Origin of the sequence: Brevibacterium picturae (assembly GCF_900105045.1) — a bacterium.
GTDB lineage: Bacteria > Actinomycetota > Actinomycetes > Actinomycetales > Brevibacteriaceae > Brevibacterium > Brevibacterium picturae.
The window spans coordinates 2,108,524-2,126,464 of the sequence record NZ_LT629739.1 but is presented as its reverse complement, the minus strand read 5'-3'; the positions used below and the strand labels follow the sequence as shown (position 1 = coordinate 2,126,464).

Sequence of the window (17,941 nt, the reverse complement as noted above, 5' to 3'; positions counted from 1 at the left end):
GCATCTGGTCGTGCGGTCCACAGAATCGTTGCTGCAGGTGACTCCCTACCGCACGACCTCGCGAGAGGTGTTGTCGATGCGACGGGTCCAGCCGCGCCCGTCGAGGTGTTCGAGCAGAGGGATGACGACGCGCCGCGTGGTGCCCAGGGCCTTCCTGGCCGCACTCGTCGTGAACGGCTGGTCCAGTCCCGCGAGCAGCCTCATCGCCTGTGCCGGTGTCCGTGGTGACACAACCACACCATCGCCGAGGCGCAGGAGCCGTCCCGCGGACTCGGCGACCGCGAGCTCCCGCACTCCCAGCCGGAGTTCTCGCAGGTCGTCGGCCTCAGGTGCGGCGAAGGGATTGGCCGCCAAGCGTCGCTCCACCTCGGCGACGCCTGCCTTGGCCGGACCCAGATCGGCGATGTGACCTGGGGGCCGGACCATGCCCTTGACCGTTTCGAGGCCGGCCCGAGAGGCGATGGCACCGACGAGTTCCTGACCGCCACCGTCAGGCAATGGAGGGTCGACGCGGCGCAGCTCCTCGGCCAGTGCCTTCTCCGGAACACCGGCGGCCAGCGGCTCCGCAGCCAACTTGGTCTTCACGGTGCTGCGCGCGGCTTCGACCCACTTCTCCAGGGTCGGCCGGTGGACGAGCCATCCTCCGGCGATCTCTTCAACGCCTTCGACGACGTTGGGAAGCGTCAGTCCAAAACGCACTAGTCGTGCACGTTCAACGGCTCCGCGGCGGGCCACCTCGGCGAGGATGTCCCCTGTCTCCGGACGATCAGCCAGCTCATGGGCACGCCGGGTGCCCGCACCGCGGCGGCTCAGTTCCGGTGGGTCGACGTCGAGGACGACGACTCCCGCGAAGACATTGCGGCTGCCGGGGCTGCGCAGCACGATCCGATCGGTGACCTGCAGCGGCAAAGGGCGTTCGAGTGTGAGACGAGCATGGTCGGCGTCGAAGGGTCGCATGTGCACGGGCACAGCGGCGGTGCCGATATGGAGCATGAGTCCGTGGACGCCCTCGTCGAGTGGCTGGCCCATGGTGCGGCGCACGTCGATGATCTCGACGATCGGCCATGCATCGTCGGTGATGAGAGCGTCACCGCGGTGGATATCATCGGCTGGAACGTCGCGTAGATTCACGGCGACACGGGAGCTGGGGACGACCACCTCGGCGGAGGAGTTCCGACTCTGCAGGCCCCGGACAGCTGCTGCCTCATCCGACGTCTCCCCGACGAGGCGCAGGCGGTCACCGATGCGCAGGGTTCCGGCGGTGAGCGTGCCGGTGACAACGGTGCCGGCGCCCTTGATCGTGAAGGCGCGGTCGACCCACAGCCGCAGCCGGGTCTCGGATTCGGGGGCCGGAGCCTCGGCGGTGATCGCATCGAGTGTCTCCACGAGCGCGTCGAGGCCGGTCCCAGTGGTCGCGGAAACGGTGAGCACAGGGGCATCGGCCAGCGGCGTGCCCTGCAGTTGGACTCGGGCTTCGGATTCGGTCGCGGCAACCGACTCGGGAGCGATGTCCGTGCGAGTGATGACGACGAGCCCCCGGGTGATGCCGAGCGCGGTGATCGCGTCACGGTGGTCGCTCGACTGGGCCTGCCACCCCTTGTCGGCGGCGACGACGAGGCAGACGATCGGGGCCGGGCCGACCCCTGCGAGCATGTTCGCGAGGAACTTCTCATGCCCGGGGACGTCGACGAAGGCGAGTTCTCGTCCGGATGGCAGGGTCGTCCAGGCGAATCCGAGGTCGATCGTCAGACCTCGCTTCCTCTCCTCGGCCCACCGGTCCGGTTCCATCCCGGTCAGGGCGTTGACCAGCGTGGACTTACCGTGATCGACGTGTCCGGCGGTCGCGAGTACGTACATCTCAGTCATGGTTCGTGAAGTCCGGATCATCGTCGAAACTCACGTCACCGTCGCCGAGGCTGTCCTGCGTCTTCTCGCGTGCCCGATTCACGGCCTCGACGATTCGATCGTCATCAGCTTCGGGAACGCAGCGCAAGTCAACAAGGCATCGCCCCTGGTGAACCCGGGCGACGACGCCAGGATCACCGAGGCGGAGCACCCGAGCGAGTGCCTCGGGCAGTTCCACGGCCCAGCCGGGCAGCGGCACCCCTGGCGCTCCCCCGCCGCCGACCCGACCGTCGTGGGCGACAACGGTCCCGGAGACGAGTTCGGCGAGGCGATCGGTGCGTGTCTTGAGGCGGTCGAGGTCGATGTGCAGAGCCTCGTGGACCGGGTTCTGGGTGTTCGCGACGGTCGCCTCGAGAGCGGCGAGGGTGAGCTTGTCGGTGCGCATCGCTCTGGCCAGGGGATGCTTCGCAATCGTCTGCACAGCATCGCGGCGGCCGAGGATGAGACCGGCCTGCGGGCCGCCGAGCAGTTTGTCGCCGCTGACGATGACGACATCGGCCCCAGCGGCGAGCGCACTGGCGATATCGGGTTCCTCGGGCAGGTACGGATCAGGTTCGAACAGTCCGCTGCCCAGGTCGGCGATGAGTGGTAGCTCGTGTTCGTCGGCGAGGTCGCGCAGCTGGCTGATCTCAACCGCGGCGGTGAAGCCTTCGACTCGGAAGTTGCTTGTGTGGACCTTGAGCAGGCTCGCGGTCTGGTCGGTGATCGCCTGCGCGTAGTCGTCGAGGTGGGTGCGGTTGGTCGTTCCGACTTCCCGCAGCCGGGAGCCGGTCGTGGCCATGAGGTCGGGCAAGCGGAAACCCGCCCCGATCTCGATGAGTTCTCCGCGGCTGATGACGATTTCGCCGGGGCCAGTCAGACCCTCACCCCGCAGAGCAGTCACCGCGAGCAGCAATGCTGCGGCACCGTTGTTGACGACCAGGGCATCCTCGGCACCCGGGCACGCACGCAGCAAAGCCTCTTTGGCGCCGGTCCCCCGCTTGCTGCGGCGCCCGGTCTCCAGGTCCATCTCGACGTCGACATAGCCTGCCGCATCGGCCACGGCCTGGCGCGCAGGTTCGGACAGCGGCGCGCGGCCGAGGTTCGTGTGAACGATGATTCCGGTGGCGTTGAGCACCGGGGTCAGCGACGAAGCCGAACGAGAACTCAGGCGAGAGATGATGGTGGGGGCCACCTCGGCGACGGGGATCTCACCGGTCCGGGCAGCACTTTGAGCTTCGGAGATGATCGCCTTGATCGTCGCCTGACTCAAGCTCTCACCTGCAGCGATGACCTCAGGTAGCGCAAGGAGGTGATCGGTGCGCGGAATGCTGCGCCGCGGATCCGTATCGTCCAAAGGTAGTCTCTCCTTCACTGCGGTCGGGCCCTGCTGCGGACGCGTTCTCCGAGGTTTCAGGTGCGGCGACGTCGACGATGCTGGTGGCGGAGGCGGACGGGAATCGAACCCGCCAGACCGAGATACTCGGTCTCACCGGTTTTGAAGACCGGGGAGCCCACCAGGACTCGGACGCCTCCACGAAGAATCCTACCGTGCCTGATCGGTGGCATCGATTCGCTCTCGCTGACCTTCGCGACCCTTCTTCGGAGCTTCTCGCCGAAGACACCAACGCCGCCGAGTGCTAGCCTGAAATCGGAGGCATTATGGCTGATTTCACCTGGGATCCCGACACCTACCCCGACGTCATGGCGGAGGAGATCCCCGACTACGCACGCCTGCAGACGGAACTTGTCGCGGCGGTCGCTGAAGTCAGTCCGCGTACGATCCTCGACCTCGGTGTGGGAAGCGGGCTCACGGCCATGCGGGTCGCCGAGGCGCTGCCCGAAGCCCATATCCACGGCATCGACGAGAGTCAGGAGATGCTGGACGGAGCCGCGCGGGCCCTCGACCCCGACCTCAGTACACTGAGCCACGCCCGTCTCGAGGACACCTTGTCGGCAGGCCCGTTCGACCTCGTGATGTCGACTCTCGCCGTGCATCATCTCGACGGCGAGGGGAAGGCCGATCTGTTCACGAGGATCGGCCGGGTCCTTGTTGACGGAGGCAGGTTCGTGCTCGCCGATCTCGTCGTCCCGCCCGACCCCTCCGACGTCGTCACCCCAATCGACGGGGTCGTCGATGTGCCGAGTTCGCTCGCCGACCAGCTGGACTGGCTGAGCTCGGCCGGGTTCATCCCACACGTGACGTGGCATCACCGAGACCTCGCAGTGATTGCAGCCGACAAGAACGAATACCGTCACTGACCTGCGCGAACAGACGTTGACAGCAGCACCCGCGGTCAGCTCTGGTACAGGCCTCACATCGGTGTTAGTCTCACGGTATGGTTGCCACCCAGGAACGTCTGACTTCATTCGCCCACGGCGGAGGCTGTGCCTGCAAGATCCCGCCGGGTGAGCTCGAGGAAGCCGTCAAAGGTCTGACCGGGCAGTCAGGGCCTGATGTCCTCGTCGGCCTCGACGACGGTGATGACGCCTCGGCCGTGCGCGTCCGCGAGGATCTCGCAGTACTCTCCACCGCCGATTTCTTCACCCCGGTCGTCGATGACGCCTATGACTGGGGCCGGATCGCGGCCGCGAACGCGCTCTCCGACATCTACGCGATGGGCGGGACCCCAGTGACCGCGATCAACCTCGTCGGCTGGCCGAGGGAGAAGCTGCCGATGGAACTGCTGACAGAGGTGCTGCGCGGTGGACTCGACGTCGCCGCCCAGGCCAAGTGCCCCGTCGCCGGTGGGCACTCGATCGACGATCCGGAGCCGAAGTACGGCATGGCCGTGACCGGAATCGCTCATCCCGATGAGCTCATACGCAATGACGCCGCCGAGGTGGGCCTGCCCCTGACATTGACCAAGCCCATCGGTGTGGGCATCCTCAACAACCGACACAAACAGACGGGCGAGTACTTCGGCGAGGCGGTCGCGACGATGACCGAACTCAATGCCGATGCCGCGCGAGCGGCCGTGGCGGCGGGCGTGAAAGCGGCCACCGACGTCACCGGCTTCGGACTGCTCGGCCACCTATTCAAGATGTGCCGTGCCTCGGGAGTTGGAGCGGTCATCGACGCGGCCGCGGTGCCCCGCCTCGGCGGAGTCGATGAGTCGATCGCTTCGGGATACGTGTCTGGCGGAACCCGACGGAATCTCGACTGGGTCCGCCCCAATCTGACGACCGAGGGCTCCGTGTCAGAGGACGAACTGTTCCTCCTCGCCGATGCACAGACCTCAGGCGGACTGCTGGTCGTCGGTGAGATTCCCGGTCATCCCGTCATCGGCGAAATCACCGTCGGTTCGGGTGTGCACGTGCGGTGACGCTGCGAGCTGACGTTCGCTAGTCGCCAGTGCCTCACCACCGGCGACTGGCGAACGTCAGTGACGATCGTCCGTGGCGCTATTTTGCGGCCGGAATCGCTGATGTGCGGCGACAAGCAGTTCGTACAGCTCCCAGCGTCCGACTTCCAGCGGTTGGTTGAGCACGATACTCGCCCCGTGCGGATCGCGGTTGAACAGCGATGGGCCGTTCCCCGCTCCCGCCGAAGAGAAGACGTCGACGACCGGAAAATCCGGTGACTCGGGCTGGTTTCCGAACTTTGCTGTCGACACGCGGCTGACGTTCGCCCACTTCGCCAGGTCGACGGTCACCTCCGAGTCTTTGTCGCAACGGATGAGCTCGAACCCGTCCGGGGTCAGTTCGAGGCGATGGTCCTGGCCGTGGCGCTTGACGATCATGATCGGGAAGACGAAGGAGAAGAGGCCGAAGAGCACAAATCCCGCCAGGGCAACGAAGCCCTCGGCACCGAGCAACAGAACAAGCAGTCCGAGCAGGCCAAGGCCCACGCTGAGAACGACCGGGCGATATGCGCTGCACGGGAACCGCGCGCAATGACGAGCCGCCCGCTGTTCTCGATGACGTCCAGTCGCATCTCGACCCGCTCCGCTTTGGACGCCCCTGGTGGAAAATGCAGCGAGGACTCGTCTGCGGACGGGCCGCTCCCGGGCACTCCAGCGCTGCCCGTCATGTCGTCCATATGCACCCCATGGGTCCAGACTACGACAGATGTGACAGCGTCTCAGACTGGAGCACAATCGATGATATGGCCACCGCTCCCTGCAACTCGGTCGTGATCGAGCGGCCTGTGCTACCGCGGGCCGCTGGCCGTGATGAGTCGCTCACCTGGTCGGGGTCACGTCTTCGTTGACGAATCGCCTGAATCCGCTGAGGAAGAGCCAATAAACGATTCCATGCACAGGCGCCACGAGCAGTGCTTCCCACCACGAGAACATCCCGTTGCCCCAGCCGATGAAATCCATACCGATGTAGACACAAGGAACGAGGATGGCCACTATGACAGCCTCTTTCAGGCTGCGCCGGTCATTGAGCAATTCCTTCGCCGAGTCTTTCATGGTCCTGCCAGACTACTACTCGAGCGGTATTCCACAATCGTCCTTGGTATTAAGTGGCACGCTGACAGCAGCTCATGCCGACCGCACGCGGTCCTCGATTCCGGCGAGGATGATCTCGATACCTCTGTCATAGAGCAGCGTGTTGCGTTCGCTCCCGCTGGGATGTTCCTCGAGGAGCTCCTCCATTTGGGAACGAGGATCCTGCGGTGCAAAGATTCGTGACGGCGACAGAGCATCGAGCGCCGCGCCGAAGGCAAAGGCGTCGAGGACCTCGACCGTGGTGAGCAGTTCGTCCCTGGGGATGCCCGCCTGCTTGAGTGTGTCGATCAGCGATTCATACAAGTCCAGCGTCGCTGGCTCCTCGACGGTGACTCCAAGCAGGTAGATCATCACGCGGGGATGATCGGAATAGAGCCGCCACAGTGCATGAACACCAGCCCTGAGGTTGTCTTTCCACTCCAAACCGGTCGGGACAGCGAACTCGTAACGGCTGCTCAGCACTTCTCGCATCGCATGGACGATGCCGTCACGTCCATCCACATGATGGTAGAGCGAGGACAGGCTGACACCGAGCTTCTTTGCCAGCGGCTGGATTTTGAGCTCGTCCCCGTCATCGATCATCGTGATGGCCGCAAGGGCGATCTTCTCACGACTGAGAATCGGTGAACGTGGTCGTGCCATCTATTGCCCACTCCAGTTCGAACGAGGATGAAACGCGGTTGACATCACATCATCCTACGGGCACCATTCAAGTTAACCGAAAACATTTCGGTTAACTGATGAACTTCACTCCACGGTAAAGGGGCCGTCCCAATGAGTTCCGCTTCGATTTCATCCGCTGCCGCAGTCGAGGATCCGAGAGTCCCACTGCAGCTGCGCAACGGCAGCGCCGTGTTCCTCGTGTCATTGGCCGGGCTGATGATGGCCAACCTCGCTCCGCTCATCATGTCGGTGCTCGAGCAGGTCGGATTCGACGTCGTCGCATCCGGCAACATTCTCACCTGGACACTGTTCGCCTCCGCAGTCGTCGGTTTGGGCACCGCGCGCTTCGCCGCAGGATCGCACCGCCGGACTTTGGCAGCGGTCGGTCTCATCATCGGTGTCCTCGGGTTCTCCGTGGCATCCTTCCTCCCCTCTCCCAGCCTCGTCGTCGCAGGTCTCGGCATCGGCGGCGCTGGTGTGGGTGCGGCGATCTCCACCTCGGGGGCGGCGATCGCCGCTCTGAAGAACCCGAATCGAGTCAGCGCCACCAGTGGTGTCGTCAACCGCCTCCTCGTCATGGTGGTGCTTGCGGTCGTGCCTGTGCTCGGTCTGGCACAGGCCACCGTCTTCGGAGCCCTCGCACTCATCTCGCTCATCAGTCTCGCTGTCACGCTCTGGCTCCCCGCTGCTCCGGAATTCGTGCCTTCTGCGGTTGAGTCCGAGCCACGGGCAACAGCCTCGCCCCGACGAGTCGTGGTCGCCGGATTCGCGGTGCTCATCGTCTTTCCCCTCTGGGGGACCAGCGAAGACGCAGTCTGGACGTTGGCACCCGTGCTGGGAGACGCCGTGAGTCTGAGTGAGCAGACACTCGGGTTCGCCCTCAGCGCCGCGGCCGGCGTGGGTGCCGCTGCCATGCTCGTCGTGACTCTGTTCGGCAAACGCATCGGCCGAGCGACTCCCCTGGCAATCGCACTCATCCTCGGCGGCATCATCAAGATCTGGATCGGCATGACCGACGATCCCGGCACTATAGCTGTTCTCATCGTCGTTGTCAACACCGTGTACGCATTCGCCTTCGTCCTCTTCATCGCCACGGCTGCGGGACTTGATGCGCGCGGAACCTGGTCGGGGCCCCTCATCGGTGCCTACGTCGTCGGATCGAGCTTTGCTCCGATCATCGGCGCGTGGCTCATCGATGGTCTCGGGATTCAGATGTTCGGAACGATCATGGGAATCGTGAGCTTCGTCCTCGTCATCCCGACAGTTCTCATCGCCCGCGTCTCGACGGGTGTCGAACGCTCACTCAACCACCTTGACGGAACGCCGACACCGCGGTGAGCCCTCTTGCGGCATCTGGAAGGAAGCCATGACCACAGTTTTCACGAATGCTACCGTCTTCACCGGCGACGAGAATTCTGCGCTCCACGAGGCGGTCGCCATCAGGTGCGGCCGCGTGCTCGCCGTCGGAGATGCAGAGACGGTCAGCCAGGTCGCAGGAAAAGGTGCCGAGACCATCGACATGAACGGCACCCTGGTCGCGCCCGGGTTCGTCGAGGCCCACACTCACATGACAATGCTGGGGCAGGCTGTCGACAAAGTTCAGCTGCGTGACTGCGCGAACCTCGCAGAGATAACCGACAGACTTCAGGAAGCCCGCCGGCGGCAGCCCGACGCCGCAGTCATCCTCGGCGCCGGCTGGATGTTCTCGGCAATTCCCGAGGGATCCCCGACTGCCGAGATGCTCGACGAGGTGGTTCCCGATATTCCAGTGGTCCTCGACTCCAATGATGTGCACTCTTCATGGGTGAATACCGCCGCGCTCGAGGCCATGGGCATCACGGCGAGCACTCCGAATCCTCCCGGAGGAGAGATCGTCCGAGATGGTGACGGTCGGGCAACGGGTTTCCTCCTGGAGAATGCGGCGGTGGAACACGCCTGGACCTATCTTGATGAGATCGCGACCGATGACGATCGCGATCGATTCCTCGACAATGCCTTCCAGGTCTATCTGCAGAACGGAGTCACTGCCGCCAGCGACATGGCCTTGAACGAGGTGGACCTCGCCACGTTCCGACGCCGTATCGACCGCGATGGTCGACTGCCTTTCCCGGTCTCCGCCTACTGGCTTCTGCGCCCCACGGGTGACGCGGAGGAGGATCTGCAGAATGTGCAGCGGGCCGTAGAGGTCCGGGATCAGGTCGCGCAAGGGCCAGGCGCCGAGTGGTTTCGGATCGCGGGGGTCAAGTTCATCCTCGATGGGGTCATCGACGCCTGCACCGCTGCCATGCGAAACCCGTACGCCAATGGTCAGATTCCGGAGCCGATCTGGTCACTCGAATCGGCCAGTCCGGTGGCTGTGAAAGCAGACGCCGATGGACTGCAGCTGGCCTTGCACGCCATCGGCGATCACGCCAGCGAAATCGCTCTGGATCTCGTGGAGCAGTGCAATAGGGTCAATGGCCCGAAGATCAGAACGCCTCGCATCGAGCATCTCGAATCAGTCACCGATGACACGATCACGCGGGCCGCGGCTCTGGGCGTCGTCGCATCGATGCAACCCGTCCACTGCGATCCGGCGATCATGGACAACTGGGTGGAGATGCTGGGCGACGAACGTGCGGAGTCAGGGTTCCCCTGGCACAAGTTCCGCGAGGCAGGAGTGACGATCGCGCTGGGAACCGATGCTCCCACCGCTCCGCACCAGACGTCGCACAATCTCTTCATCGCCTTGACCACTCGGTCGGCCCTGGAACCGGGGACGCAGACCTATCACGAGGAACGCGCGTTTGCGCCGGCCTCTGCACTGACGGCACTGACTCAACATGCTGCTGAAGCAGGAGGATTCGTCGACGGCATCGGGCGAATACTCCCCGGAGGTCGCGCAAATCTCGTGGTTCTCGATACCGATCCGTTCACCGCAGACAGCGATGAACTGCTCAACTCCACGGTATTGCGCACTCTGGTCGACGGTGAGCTGGCGTGGTCCAAGTGAGCGCAGAAGCCGGTCCCGCCGAGCGTGAGGCCGGAAACGACTCTGTGCTCAGGCTATTCTCGCAACATAGGAGATTCGTCCTCCGTCAGTGAGCAGCGGCATGACCTCCTGGAACAAGGTCACAATGCGATCGGCGCTCAGGTGCGCTCGACGACGCTTTCGAATATGCCTCGTACCTGGTCAGCCTTGCCGGATGCCGCTCTGTTCTCGGCGATGATCATGATCGTCTCATCCATGATGTCACCCGTGGTCTTTCGCCGTAGTTCCGATCATCTCTACAAGGGCGCACTCGGAGAACGCCCGTCGTGGCCAACCATATAGTCACCGTCAGCGAAGCGGCAATGGCCCGATGAACCATCGATGAAGCATTTCGCGTGCACGCCGTTTGAGTCCCGTCGAACCGTTGAGACGGCGCGGACGCGATTGCTACGCTTCCCGCATGGAATCACAGTCGTACTACCACAATCGTGGTCCTACGCTGGGTGCATCTGCTCACCCGCCGTCTGGAGCCGTACCCGACCTCAAGCGTCAGGGCCACAACGACTCCGGGCATCCGAGGCTCCACGGCCTCGACGCACTGCGCGGTGGGGCGCTCCTGCTCGGCATTCTGCTCCATGCGCTCATGTCCTTTCACACCAGCGGAGGCTGGCTCATCGCGGATGTGCGCAATACGGTAGTCGCAGACACTACGGTCTATGTGATTCACCTGTTTCGAATGACTCTCTTCATGCTCCTGGCCGGGTACTTCGGGAATATGGTCCTCCGTCGCCGAGGCGCTGCCTCGTACGTGCGGGATCGGCTGGTCCGAATCTTGTCTCCTATCTTCGTGTTCTGGCCCCTGGCGGTGATCCTGCCTATGGCCGTCTTCGTCCCCCTCGACGCTGCACGCCGGAACCTGCCTGCCCCCAGCGCATCTGCAGAGGACGTCGGCCTGCTCACGATCTTCAGCCCCTCTTTCCTGTGGTTCCTGTTGACCCTGATGCAGTGCACTCTGATCGTCGTCGCTGTGCGAGCCATGCTGGTGCGCATTTTCGGCGCCGAGGCGCTCGCACGGGCAGCTTCCATCGTCGGACGATGGTTCGCCTCACCTGCGGGAGCAATCATTGCGGCTCTTCCCTACCTGATCGGGCTGCTGATACAGGGGCACAGTCTCAGTGGAATCAGGGAACCACTCACAGTAGTGCCGGAGCTGTCCTCACTGATCCCATACCTCGGCGCGTTCGTTGTGGGATGGATGCTCTTCGCCCACCGCCCTGGCCTCGTTCAAGTCAGCCGTCGGTGGCTGCTCCATTTGGTGGCTGCAGTGATTTTCACCGTCGTTGCCGCTCCCGATCTGCCGCTCCACCGCCCCTTACCCGTGGCCGCAACGCTGACCGCGCTGGCTGCTTGGGCCTGGACGTATGCGCTGCTCGGGCTGTGCACGCGCTTCCTCACCCGCGAACGGCCGGCGATTCGCTACCTCGCGGATGCTTCCTATTGGATGTATCTAATACATATGCCGATTCTTCTCGGCTGCGAGGTACTGGTCGCGGGAGCGGATCTGCCCATATTCGTCAAGCTTCTGTTCACACTGTCGATCACCTTTGCCGTCCTGCTCCTCAGCTATCACTTTTTGGTGAGGTCGACGTGGCTGGGGAAGTGGCTCAACGGCCGCCGTCACCCTTTTCATTGGAGTCCTCGTTCTGCACGGGGCCCGAAAACACCGGCGGCGAGTGAATGATCTCGGGTGCAGGCAGGTCGGCACGCCCCACCCCACACCGCCAGCTCTACGAACAACGTCTGCAGAGGTTGTTTATGCAACTGCGAGTACGACGCGAAAAACTACCTGGAGCACTTACGCCCCCGTGTAGGAGATATGACTCTCGGTAGAAAGTACCGACTCGACAATCGACCTGTCTGGTGACGAGTACTTTGACTCACGTCCCGGTCGTGATCGAGTCGTCGACGATGCCGCGGGCACGGCGGTCTTCGAGGCGAGCGCGCTGGGGTTCGACGACGTGGCGTGGGTCCTTCGTGGATTCGATTCCGGCCTCGAGCACCCCGAAACGCGTATACGCCGAGGCGGCCGCGAGTGCCGCACCGGAGACGACCGACAGAGCCCGAAGCGCAGCCCGAGTCTTCCAGTTGCGACTGCTGGACCCAGCACCTCCGGTCCCGACTCCGCCGGCCCCGGCACCCTGAGCAACCTTCTTCGCGAACACCCGAGCCCCCACTTCAACAGCAGCGGTGCCCACGGCTCCGGCGATGAGGAGCTTCTCTGCGCGGTGGAGTTTGCGGCCGGGTTCGCCGTCCTCGAGGGGATCCACCTCGGCTGGGTGCATGCCTTTCTTCATCTGGTCCATCCCGATGACATCGCCGGCTGAACCGGCGAGCGCCAACAGACGGGCGGGCCCGGTCTCACCCACAGGGGCAAGGGCCATCGCCGCTCCCCCGGCGGCCACAGCTGCCGAGGACACGAAGACAAATGACAGACCACTGCGTCCGGCGGCGTTCCAGGTCGGAACCGCGGTATCGCCGAGCAGCGCCCCTGTATATGCGGCCAAAGGAGTGGCGAAGAGCGCCGATTCGAGCGCCGCCGGGGTCTCCATTGCGTGGAGAACCCGGCGCAGTGGACCAAGCGGAAGCCGCTGACCGGTCAGCCGGTCGACCTCGATCGCGGTGAGCACGCCCGAGCCGACGCCGAATCCGGACAGAATCCAGGTGCCCAGGCTCATGGGCGAACTGACCTTGAACACGCGCATCATGTTGAGGAAGCGTTCGGGCCGGCCGAGATCGGACACGAGAGCCGCTCCACCGGCAGCAGTCGCGGTGATCGCGGTCAGCCTGGTCGCAATCCGCAGCCCCGGGCGATCACTGAACTGCGCCCCCAGTCCAAGCAACGAAGAGCCCCCGGCCAGGCCGCCGAGGAAAAGGTAGATCGCGATCTCGTCGCCCCAGGGCGGAGCCTTGACGATGGGCCGACCGTAGTAGGAGGAGAACTCGACGTCCTCGACCATCGGCATCTCACGGTTGCCCTCGGCCCCACGGTTCTTCCACCCCTGGCCACCGCCGCCAGCACCCCCGCGTCCGCCAGCACCACGACCCGAGCCACCGGGCCCACGACCACCTCGGCGACGTTTCTTCCGTCCGCGATCGAGCTCAGGTGGGCGGTAGGAATCGTATTCGGATGTGCTCAACGTTTACTCCCGAGGAACGCGAGTCCGGCTGCAGCGAACATGCCCAGTGCCGCCATGCCGGCGGAAGCGTACATCTGCGGCAGGTCCTTCGTCGGCACGCGCGGGTCCGGCGGCAGGCCGTAGACCTCGGGTTCGTCGAGGATGAGGAAGACGGAGCCGGTTCCGCCGACGCCGTCGTTCGGGTTTGCGCCGTAGAGGCGCGCCTCGGTCATGCCCTTCGCGTGGAGGTCGGCGACGCGGGTGTGGGCCTTGTCGACCATGTCCTCATGATCGCCGAACTTGATCGACTCGGTCGGACAGGTCTGTGCGCACGCCGGTTCTTGGCCGTCGACGAGGCGGTCGTAGCACAGCGTACATTTGTTGGCCGTGTTCTTGTCCGGCACATCCATGTCCGCGGCCTTGCGATCGTCGCGGTCGGTGGGTGTGTTGATCGTGCCGTCGTCACGGCGTTCGATGACGCCGAAGGGACAGCCTGCCACGCACGTGCCGCAGCCGTTGCAGACATCGTTCTGCACCACGACGGTGTCGAATTCCGTGCGGAACAGGGCTCCCGTGGGGCAGACGTCGAGGCAGCCGGCATGGGTGCAGTGCTTGCACACGTCCGATGACATCAGCCACCGGAAGTCCTCGGTGTCCGGGGGCGTCGTGTCCATGTTGGCAATGTCCTCCGGGTCGCTCGGTTCCAGAGCGCCGGGTGCAAGCAGGTCGATGCCCATCGGTGGTGTCTCGGGCAGCCCGCCACCGGATGCACCGGCTCCGGCGGAACCGGACTCTGCTGCGCCCAGAGCACCATCGAGCGGCTTGGCCTCCGACTCGTCCGTGCGGGGCCGGATCGACGGCATGCCGAGATTGACGAGCTTGCGACCGGATTCGCGGGCGGCCTCGATCCTTTCGCCGTCCTGCTCGACGAAGGCGACATGTCGCCACGTGTTGGCACCGAGGCTGCCCGTGTTGTCATACGAGGAGCCGAGGAGTTCGAAGGTCCCATCCTGCGGATTGTTGTTCCACTCCTTGCAGGCGACCTCACAGGCCTTGCAGCCGATGCAGATCGAGGTATCCGTGAAGAAGCCCTTGCGCTCGTGCGCGGAACCATGCCAGTGCCCGTCCGCAACAGCGTTGTCATCGACAGTCGTCGTCGACATCAGTCCTCCTCCTCGTTGTCTCCATTGTCCACCGTATTCGTGTCAGCCGCCTCGTCGCTTCGGCTACCCGAATCACGTGCACCCTCGCCGAGGTTGCCCTCCTGAGTGCTGTGCGCATCCTTGCCGATGTAGCCACGGTTCGGATCCCCATCGGTCGGGTCGCCGTCGTCCGCGCGATTCGCGTTCACGGTCTCGGTGGGCTCGATATCGATTCGTCCGGTCCGATCGTCGGCACTGTCGACGACGCTGGCAGCGTCGGTCGATTCGGCACTGCCGTCCGATCCCGCACTGTCGGTCGCTTTGCCGCTGTCGGTCGCTTCGCCACCGAAGGTGCGCCCCGGGGTGACACCGACGGCGGAGTCGCCACCGCGATGCGGGTGCCCGCCCTTGCTGGCCGCAGAATCAGCGGCGAGGGACTCGGCGACCACATCATCGGAGACCGTGACGAGCTGGTTGCCCGATTCGGGACTCAAGCCAGCCTCGCGCTGGTACTTCTCGACGAAGTCGACGAGCTCGGGACCGCGCGGACGCCTGCCCGGCAAGATCGTTCCGGCCACGTACTTGCTGTTCTGGATGAACACATTGGGGTCCATCGTGACACCCAGGAGGTCGTTCGCGGAGTCGCCTTCGACCGTGGCATCGCCTCCCACGCCCCAGTGGTAGGGCAGACCGATCTGGTGGATGGTCTTCCCGCCGATCCTCAGCGGAGTCATCCTCTTCGTCACGAGTACGCGGGCCTCGATGGCCGCCCGCGGGGAGACCAAGGTGGCCCACCCGTAGGGCTCAAGACCCACCTCGGCGGCGAGCTCCGGTGAGATCTCACAGAACATCTCCGGCTGCAGCTCGGACAGGTACGGCAGCCACCGCGACATGCCGCCGGCGGTGTGGTGCTCGGTCAGCCGGTAGGTCGTGAACACATGCGGGTAGACCTCGGAGCCGGGGGTGCCGGCACCGGGTGCAGACAGGTTGTCCTCGCGGCGCATGACCAGTCGCGTCGGTGAGCTCTGCTGATCGTAGAGCGGGTTGTTAACCGTCGATTCCTGCGGCTCGTAGTGCGTGGGCATCGGTCCGTCGACCATGCCGCTGGGTGCGAACAGCCAGCCCTTGCCGTCGGCCTGCATGATGAACGGATCGTCGCCGTCAAGGTTCGCAGGACCGCCATGGGGCCGATCCGAGCGTGCCGAGGGCGCCCGGTCGATCGGGAAGTCGGGCACGTCCTTGCCCGTCCATTTGCCGGTCTCCTCGTCCCACCAGACGAATTTCTTCCGCTCCGACCAGGGTGTGCCGTCCGGTGCCGCCGAGGCCCGGTTGTAGAGGATGCGACGGTTCGCCGGCCACGCCCAGGCCCACTCGGCCGCGGTCTCGTCCTGCTCGGCTCGCGGTTTGCGGCGGGCGGCCATGTTCTCACCGCCGGCATAGATGCCCGCGTAGATCCAGCAGCCGCCGGCCGTGGTGCCGTCATCGGTCATCTGGTTGAAGTTCTCCAGCGGATGCCCGTCCTTCTCTCCGCCGATGTGGTAGCCGTTGATCTCGGCCAGGACCGACTCCGGGTCGACCTCGCCCTCCTCGTCGATCGGGTAGTCCCAGGTCATGTCGAGGAGCGGACGGTCGCGCGGATCCTCAGAGTCCTTCAACTTCTCGCGCACGCGCTTGCCGAGTTCGAAGAAGAAGTCGAGTTCGCTCTGGGCGGCGCCGGGCGGGTTGACGGCCTTGTGCCGCCACTGCACGAGGCGCTGTGTCTGAGTGAAGGTGCCGGCCTTCTCCGTGTGGTTGGCCGCGGGCATGAAGAACATCTCGGTGTCGATGTCCTCGGTCTTCAGCTCACCGCTGGCGATCTCCGGACCGTCCTTCCACCAGGTGGCGGATTCGATGAGGCGGAAGTCGCGGACGACCATCCACTTGAGGTGACTCATCGCCATGCGCTGCATCCGACCGTTGGCCGACCCCACCGCCGGGTTCTGGCCCAGCAGGAAATAGCCGTCGACGCCGTCGTTGAGCATCCGGACCTGCGTCTGGTAGGTGCCGTGGGCGCCGTTGATCTTCGGCAGGTAGTCGTAGGCGTAGTCGTTGTCCTTCGTCGCGGCATCGCCCCACCAGGCCTTGAGCAGGTTGGTGGCGTAGCTGCGACCGTTGGCCCAATAGCCCTTGTGGGTCTCCGGGGTGCCGACGGCTTGGACGTACTCCTCGAAGGTCTCGTGGACGCCGGCGCTGGGCATCGGCAGGTAGCCGGGCAGCAGGTTGAACAGGGTCGGGATGTCGGTCGAGCCCTGGATGGTGGCGTGTCCGCGCAGTGCCATGATGCCGCCGCCGGGGCGGCCCATGTTGCCCAGCAGGAGCTGGAGGATCGAGGCGGTGCGGATGAACTGCGCCCCCAGCGAGTGCTGGGTCCAGCCCACCGCGTAGGCGAAGCAGGTGGTGCGGTCGCGGCCGGAGTTCTGGGTCACCGACTCGACCAGGTATTCGAAGTCGGCGGGTTTGATGCCGCAGTTCTCGGCCACCATCTCCGGGGTGTAGCGAGCGTAGTGGCGCTTGAGGATCTGGAACACCGTGCGCGGGTCCTGCAGAGACTCATCGGTGACTGGGGCCCCCGACTCGTCGGTCTGGTAGGACCAGGTCGAGTTGTCGTAGGAGTTCGTCTCCGGGTCGAATCCGGAGAAGAGTCCGCCCAGGTCTTCGGTGTCCTGATAGTTCTCACTGATGAGGTTCGTCGCATTGGTGTAGGCGCGGACGTACTCATCGAAGTGCAGACCGTCGCTCAGGACGCGGTTGATGAGCGCACCGAGTAAGACGATGTCGGAGCCAGCCCGGATCGGGACGTGCTTATCGGCAACCGCTGTAGTGCGCGTGAATCGAGGATCGACGTGGATGACGCGGGCACCTCGGGCCTTGGCCTCGGTCACCCATTGGAAGCCCACCGGGTGGCACTCGGCCATATTGGATCCCTGGATGATGATGCAGTCCGCATTCGCCATATCCTGGACGGGTTGTGTGGCGCCGCCTCGCCCAAACGAGGTTCCCAGACTGGGAACCGTGGCGGAGTGTCAAATGCGCGCCTGGTTCTCGATCTGTATCGCCCCGGCCGCCGTGTAGAGCTTCTTCGCGAGGTAGTTCTCCTCGTTGTCGATGGTCGCCCCGCCGAGGCTGGCGATCCCCATCGTGCGACGCAGCGGGTGGCCCTTCTCGTCGAAGTCCTCCCAATGCTTGCGGCGGGCTTCGATGAAGCGATCAGCGACCATGTCGATCGCGGTATTCAGATCGAGCTTCTGCCAGTCCTTGGCTCGTGGTGCTCGATAGAGGACATCGGTGACGCGTCCGTTGGCGTTGACCAGCTGTTCGCTGGCGGCTCCCTTAGGGCAGAGACGGCCACGCGAGATGGGTGAGTCCGGGTCGCCTTCGATCTGGATGACCTTGTCATCCTTGACGAAGACCTTCTGGCCGCAGCCGACGGCGCAGTACGGGCAGACCGACTGCACCACCTTGTCCGCTGTGGCGGTGCGTGAGGTGGTCTCACGCGTTTTCTGGGACACCACTGATTCGCCGCGTCCCGACGCATCGGATGAACGCAGCTGCCGGATCACCGGCCACTCGAGAGGACTGAACCGAGCCATGGCTCAACCATAGCCCCTC

Annotated in this window: 12 protein-coding genes, 1 tRNA gene and 1 pseudogene; 5 read left to right on the top strand and 9 right to left on the bottom strand. The window is 64.5% G+C overall.

What is annotated here, in order from left to right; genetic code table 11:
- Positions 1-45: 45 nt before the first annotated feature.
- The 3 genes from selB to BLT92_RS09960 form a co-directional block, all read right to left on the bottom strand.
- A complete protein-coding gene (gene selB / locus BLT92_RS09970) occupies positions 46-1,857 on the bottom strand; it encodes a selenocysteine-specific translation elongation factor (RefSeq protein WP_172802668.1) in 1,812 nt (603 codons plus the stop codon).
- Position 1,858: 1 nt separating this feature from the next.
- On the bottom strand, positions 1,859-3,241 hold the full coding sequence (gene selA / locus BLT92_RS09965) for an L-seryl-tRNA(Sec) selenium transferase (protein WP_092105294.1): 1,383 nt from the start codon (positions 3,239-3,241) through the stop codon (positions 1,859-1,861).
- Positions 3,242-3,325: 84 nt separating this feature from the next.
- Positions 3,326-3,420 (bottom strand) — tRNA-Sec (locus BLT92_RS09960).
- Between the two features lie 126 nt (positions 3,421-3,546).
- On the opposite strand from BLT92_RS09960, the gene BLT92_RS09955 reads away from it, so the two are divergent.
- Both BLT92_RS09955 and selD read left to right on the top strand, forming a co-directional pair.
- Entirely contained in the window at positions 3,547-4,146 is a 600-nt protein-coding gene (locus BLT92_RS09955; protein WP_092105292.1) for a class I SAM-dependent methyltransferase, read from the top strand.
- A 77-nt stretch (positions 4,147-4,223) separates the two neighbouring features.
- On the top strand, positions 4,224-5,210 hold the full coding sequence (selD, locus tag BLT92_RS09950) for a selenide, water dikinase SelD (protein ID WP_092105290.1): 987 nt from the start codon (positions 4,224-4,226) through the stop codon (positions 5,208-5,210).
- Between the two features lie 57 nt (positions 5,211-5,267).
- Here the strand turns inward: selD and BLT92_RS09945 are convergent, their stop codons facing one another.
- The 3 genes from BLT92_RS09945 to BLT92_RS09935 all read right to left on the bottom strand — a co-directional run bounded on the left by BLT92_RS09945 (position 5,268) and on the right by BLT92_RS09935 (position 6,983).
- A complete protein-coding gene (locus tag BLT92_RS09945; RefSeq protein ID WP_092105288.1) occupies positions 5,268-5,735 on the bottom strand; it encodes a hypothetical protein in 468 nt (155 codons plus the stop codon).
- A gap of 333 nt (positions 5,736-6,068) precedes the next feature.
- Positions 6,069-6,302: a hypothetical protein gene (locus BLT92_RS09940; protein WP_092105286.1), complete on the bottom strand. Its 234-nt coding sequence runs from the start codon at positions 6,300-6,302 to the stop codon at positions 6,069-6,071.
- 72 nt (positions 6,303-6,374) lie between these two features.
- Entirely contained in the window at positions 6,375-6,983 is a 609-nt protein-coding gene (locus BLT92_RS09935; RefSeq protein WP_092105284.1) for a TetR/AcrR family transcriptional regulator, read from the bottom strand.
- A gap of 132 nt (positions 6,984-7,115) precedes the next feature.
- Between BLT92_RS09935 and BLT92_RS09930 the strand changes: the two genes are divergently transcribed.
- From BLT92_RS09930 to BLT92_RS09920, 3 genes are all read left to right on the top strand, one after another.
- Positions 7,116-8,342 carry an MFS transporter gene (locus BLT92_RS09930; protein WP_092105282.1) on the top strand — a complete coding sequence of 409 codons (1,227 nt, stop codon included), beginning with the start codon at positions 7,116-7,118 and terminating at the stop codon, positions 8,340-8,342.
- 28 nt (positions 8,343-8,370) lie between these two features.
- A complete protein-coding gene (locus BLT92_RS09925) occupies positions 8,371-9,996 on the top strand; it encodes an amidohydrolase (protein ID WP_092105280.1) in 1,626 nt (541 codons plus the stop codon).
- A gap of 439 nt (positions 9,997-10,435) precedes the next feature.
- On the top strand, positions 10,436-11,716 hold the full coding sequence (locus tag BLT92_RS09920; protein WP_092105279.1) for an acyltransferase family protein: 1,281 nt from the start codon (positions 10,436-10,438) through the stop codon (positions 11,714-11,716).
- Positions 11,717-11,912: 196 nt separating this feature from the next.
- On the opposite strand, the gene nrfD is transcribed toward BLT92_RS09920, so the two are convergent.
- From nrfD to fdnG, 3 genes and pseudogenes are all read right to left on the bottom strand, one after another.
- Positions 11,913-13,172 carry an NrfD/PsrC family molybdoenzyme membrane anchor subunit gene (gene nrfD, locus BLT92_RS09915; protein ID WP_092105277.1) on the bottom strand — a complete coding sequence of 420 codons (1,260 nt, stop codon included), beginning with the start codon at positions 13,170-13,172 and terminating at the stop codon, positions 11,913-11,915.
- Positions 13,169-14,314 (bottom strand): 4Fe-4S dicluster domain-containing protein, encoded by a 1,146-nt coding sequence (locus BLT92_RS09910; RefSeq protein ID WP_092105275.1) that lies wholly within the window; start codon positions 14,312-14,314, stop codon positions 13,169-13,171. The genes nrfD and BLT92_RS09910 overlap by 4 nt, the downstream gene beginning before the upstream one ends.
- A 440-nt stretch (positions 14,315-14,754) precedes the next feature.
- Positions 14,755-17,922: pseudogene (gene fdnG, locus BLT92_RS09905) on the bottom strand (formate dehydrogenase-N subunit alpha); the annotation flags it as partial.
- Positions 17,923-17,941: the final 19 nt, after the last annotated feature.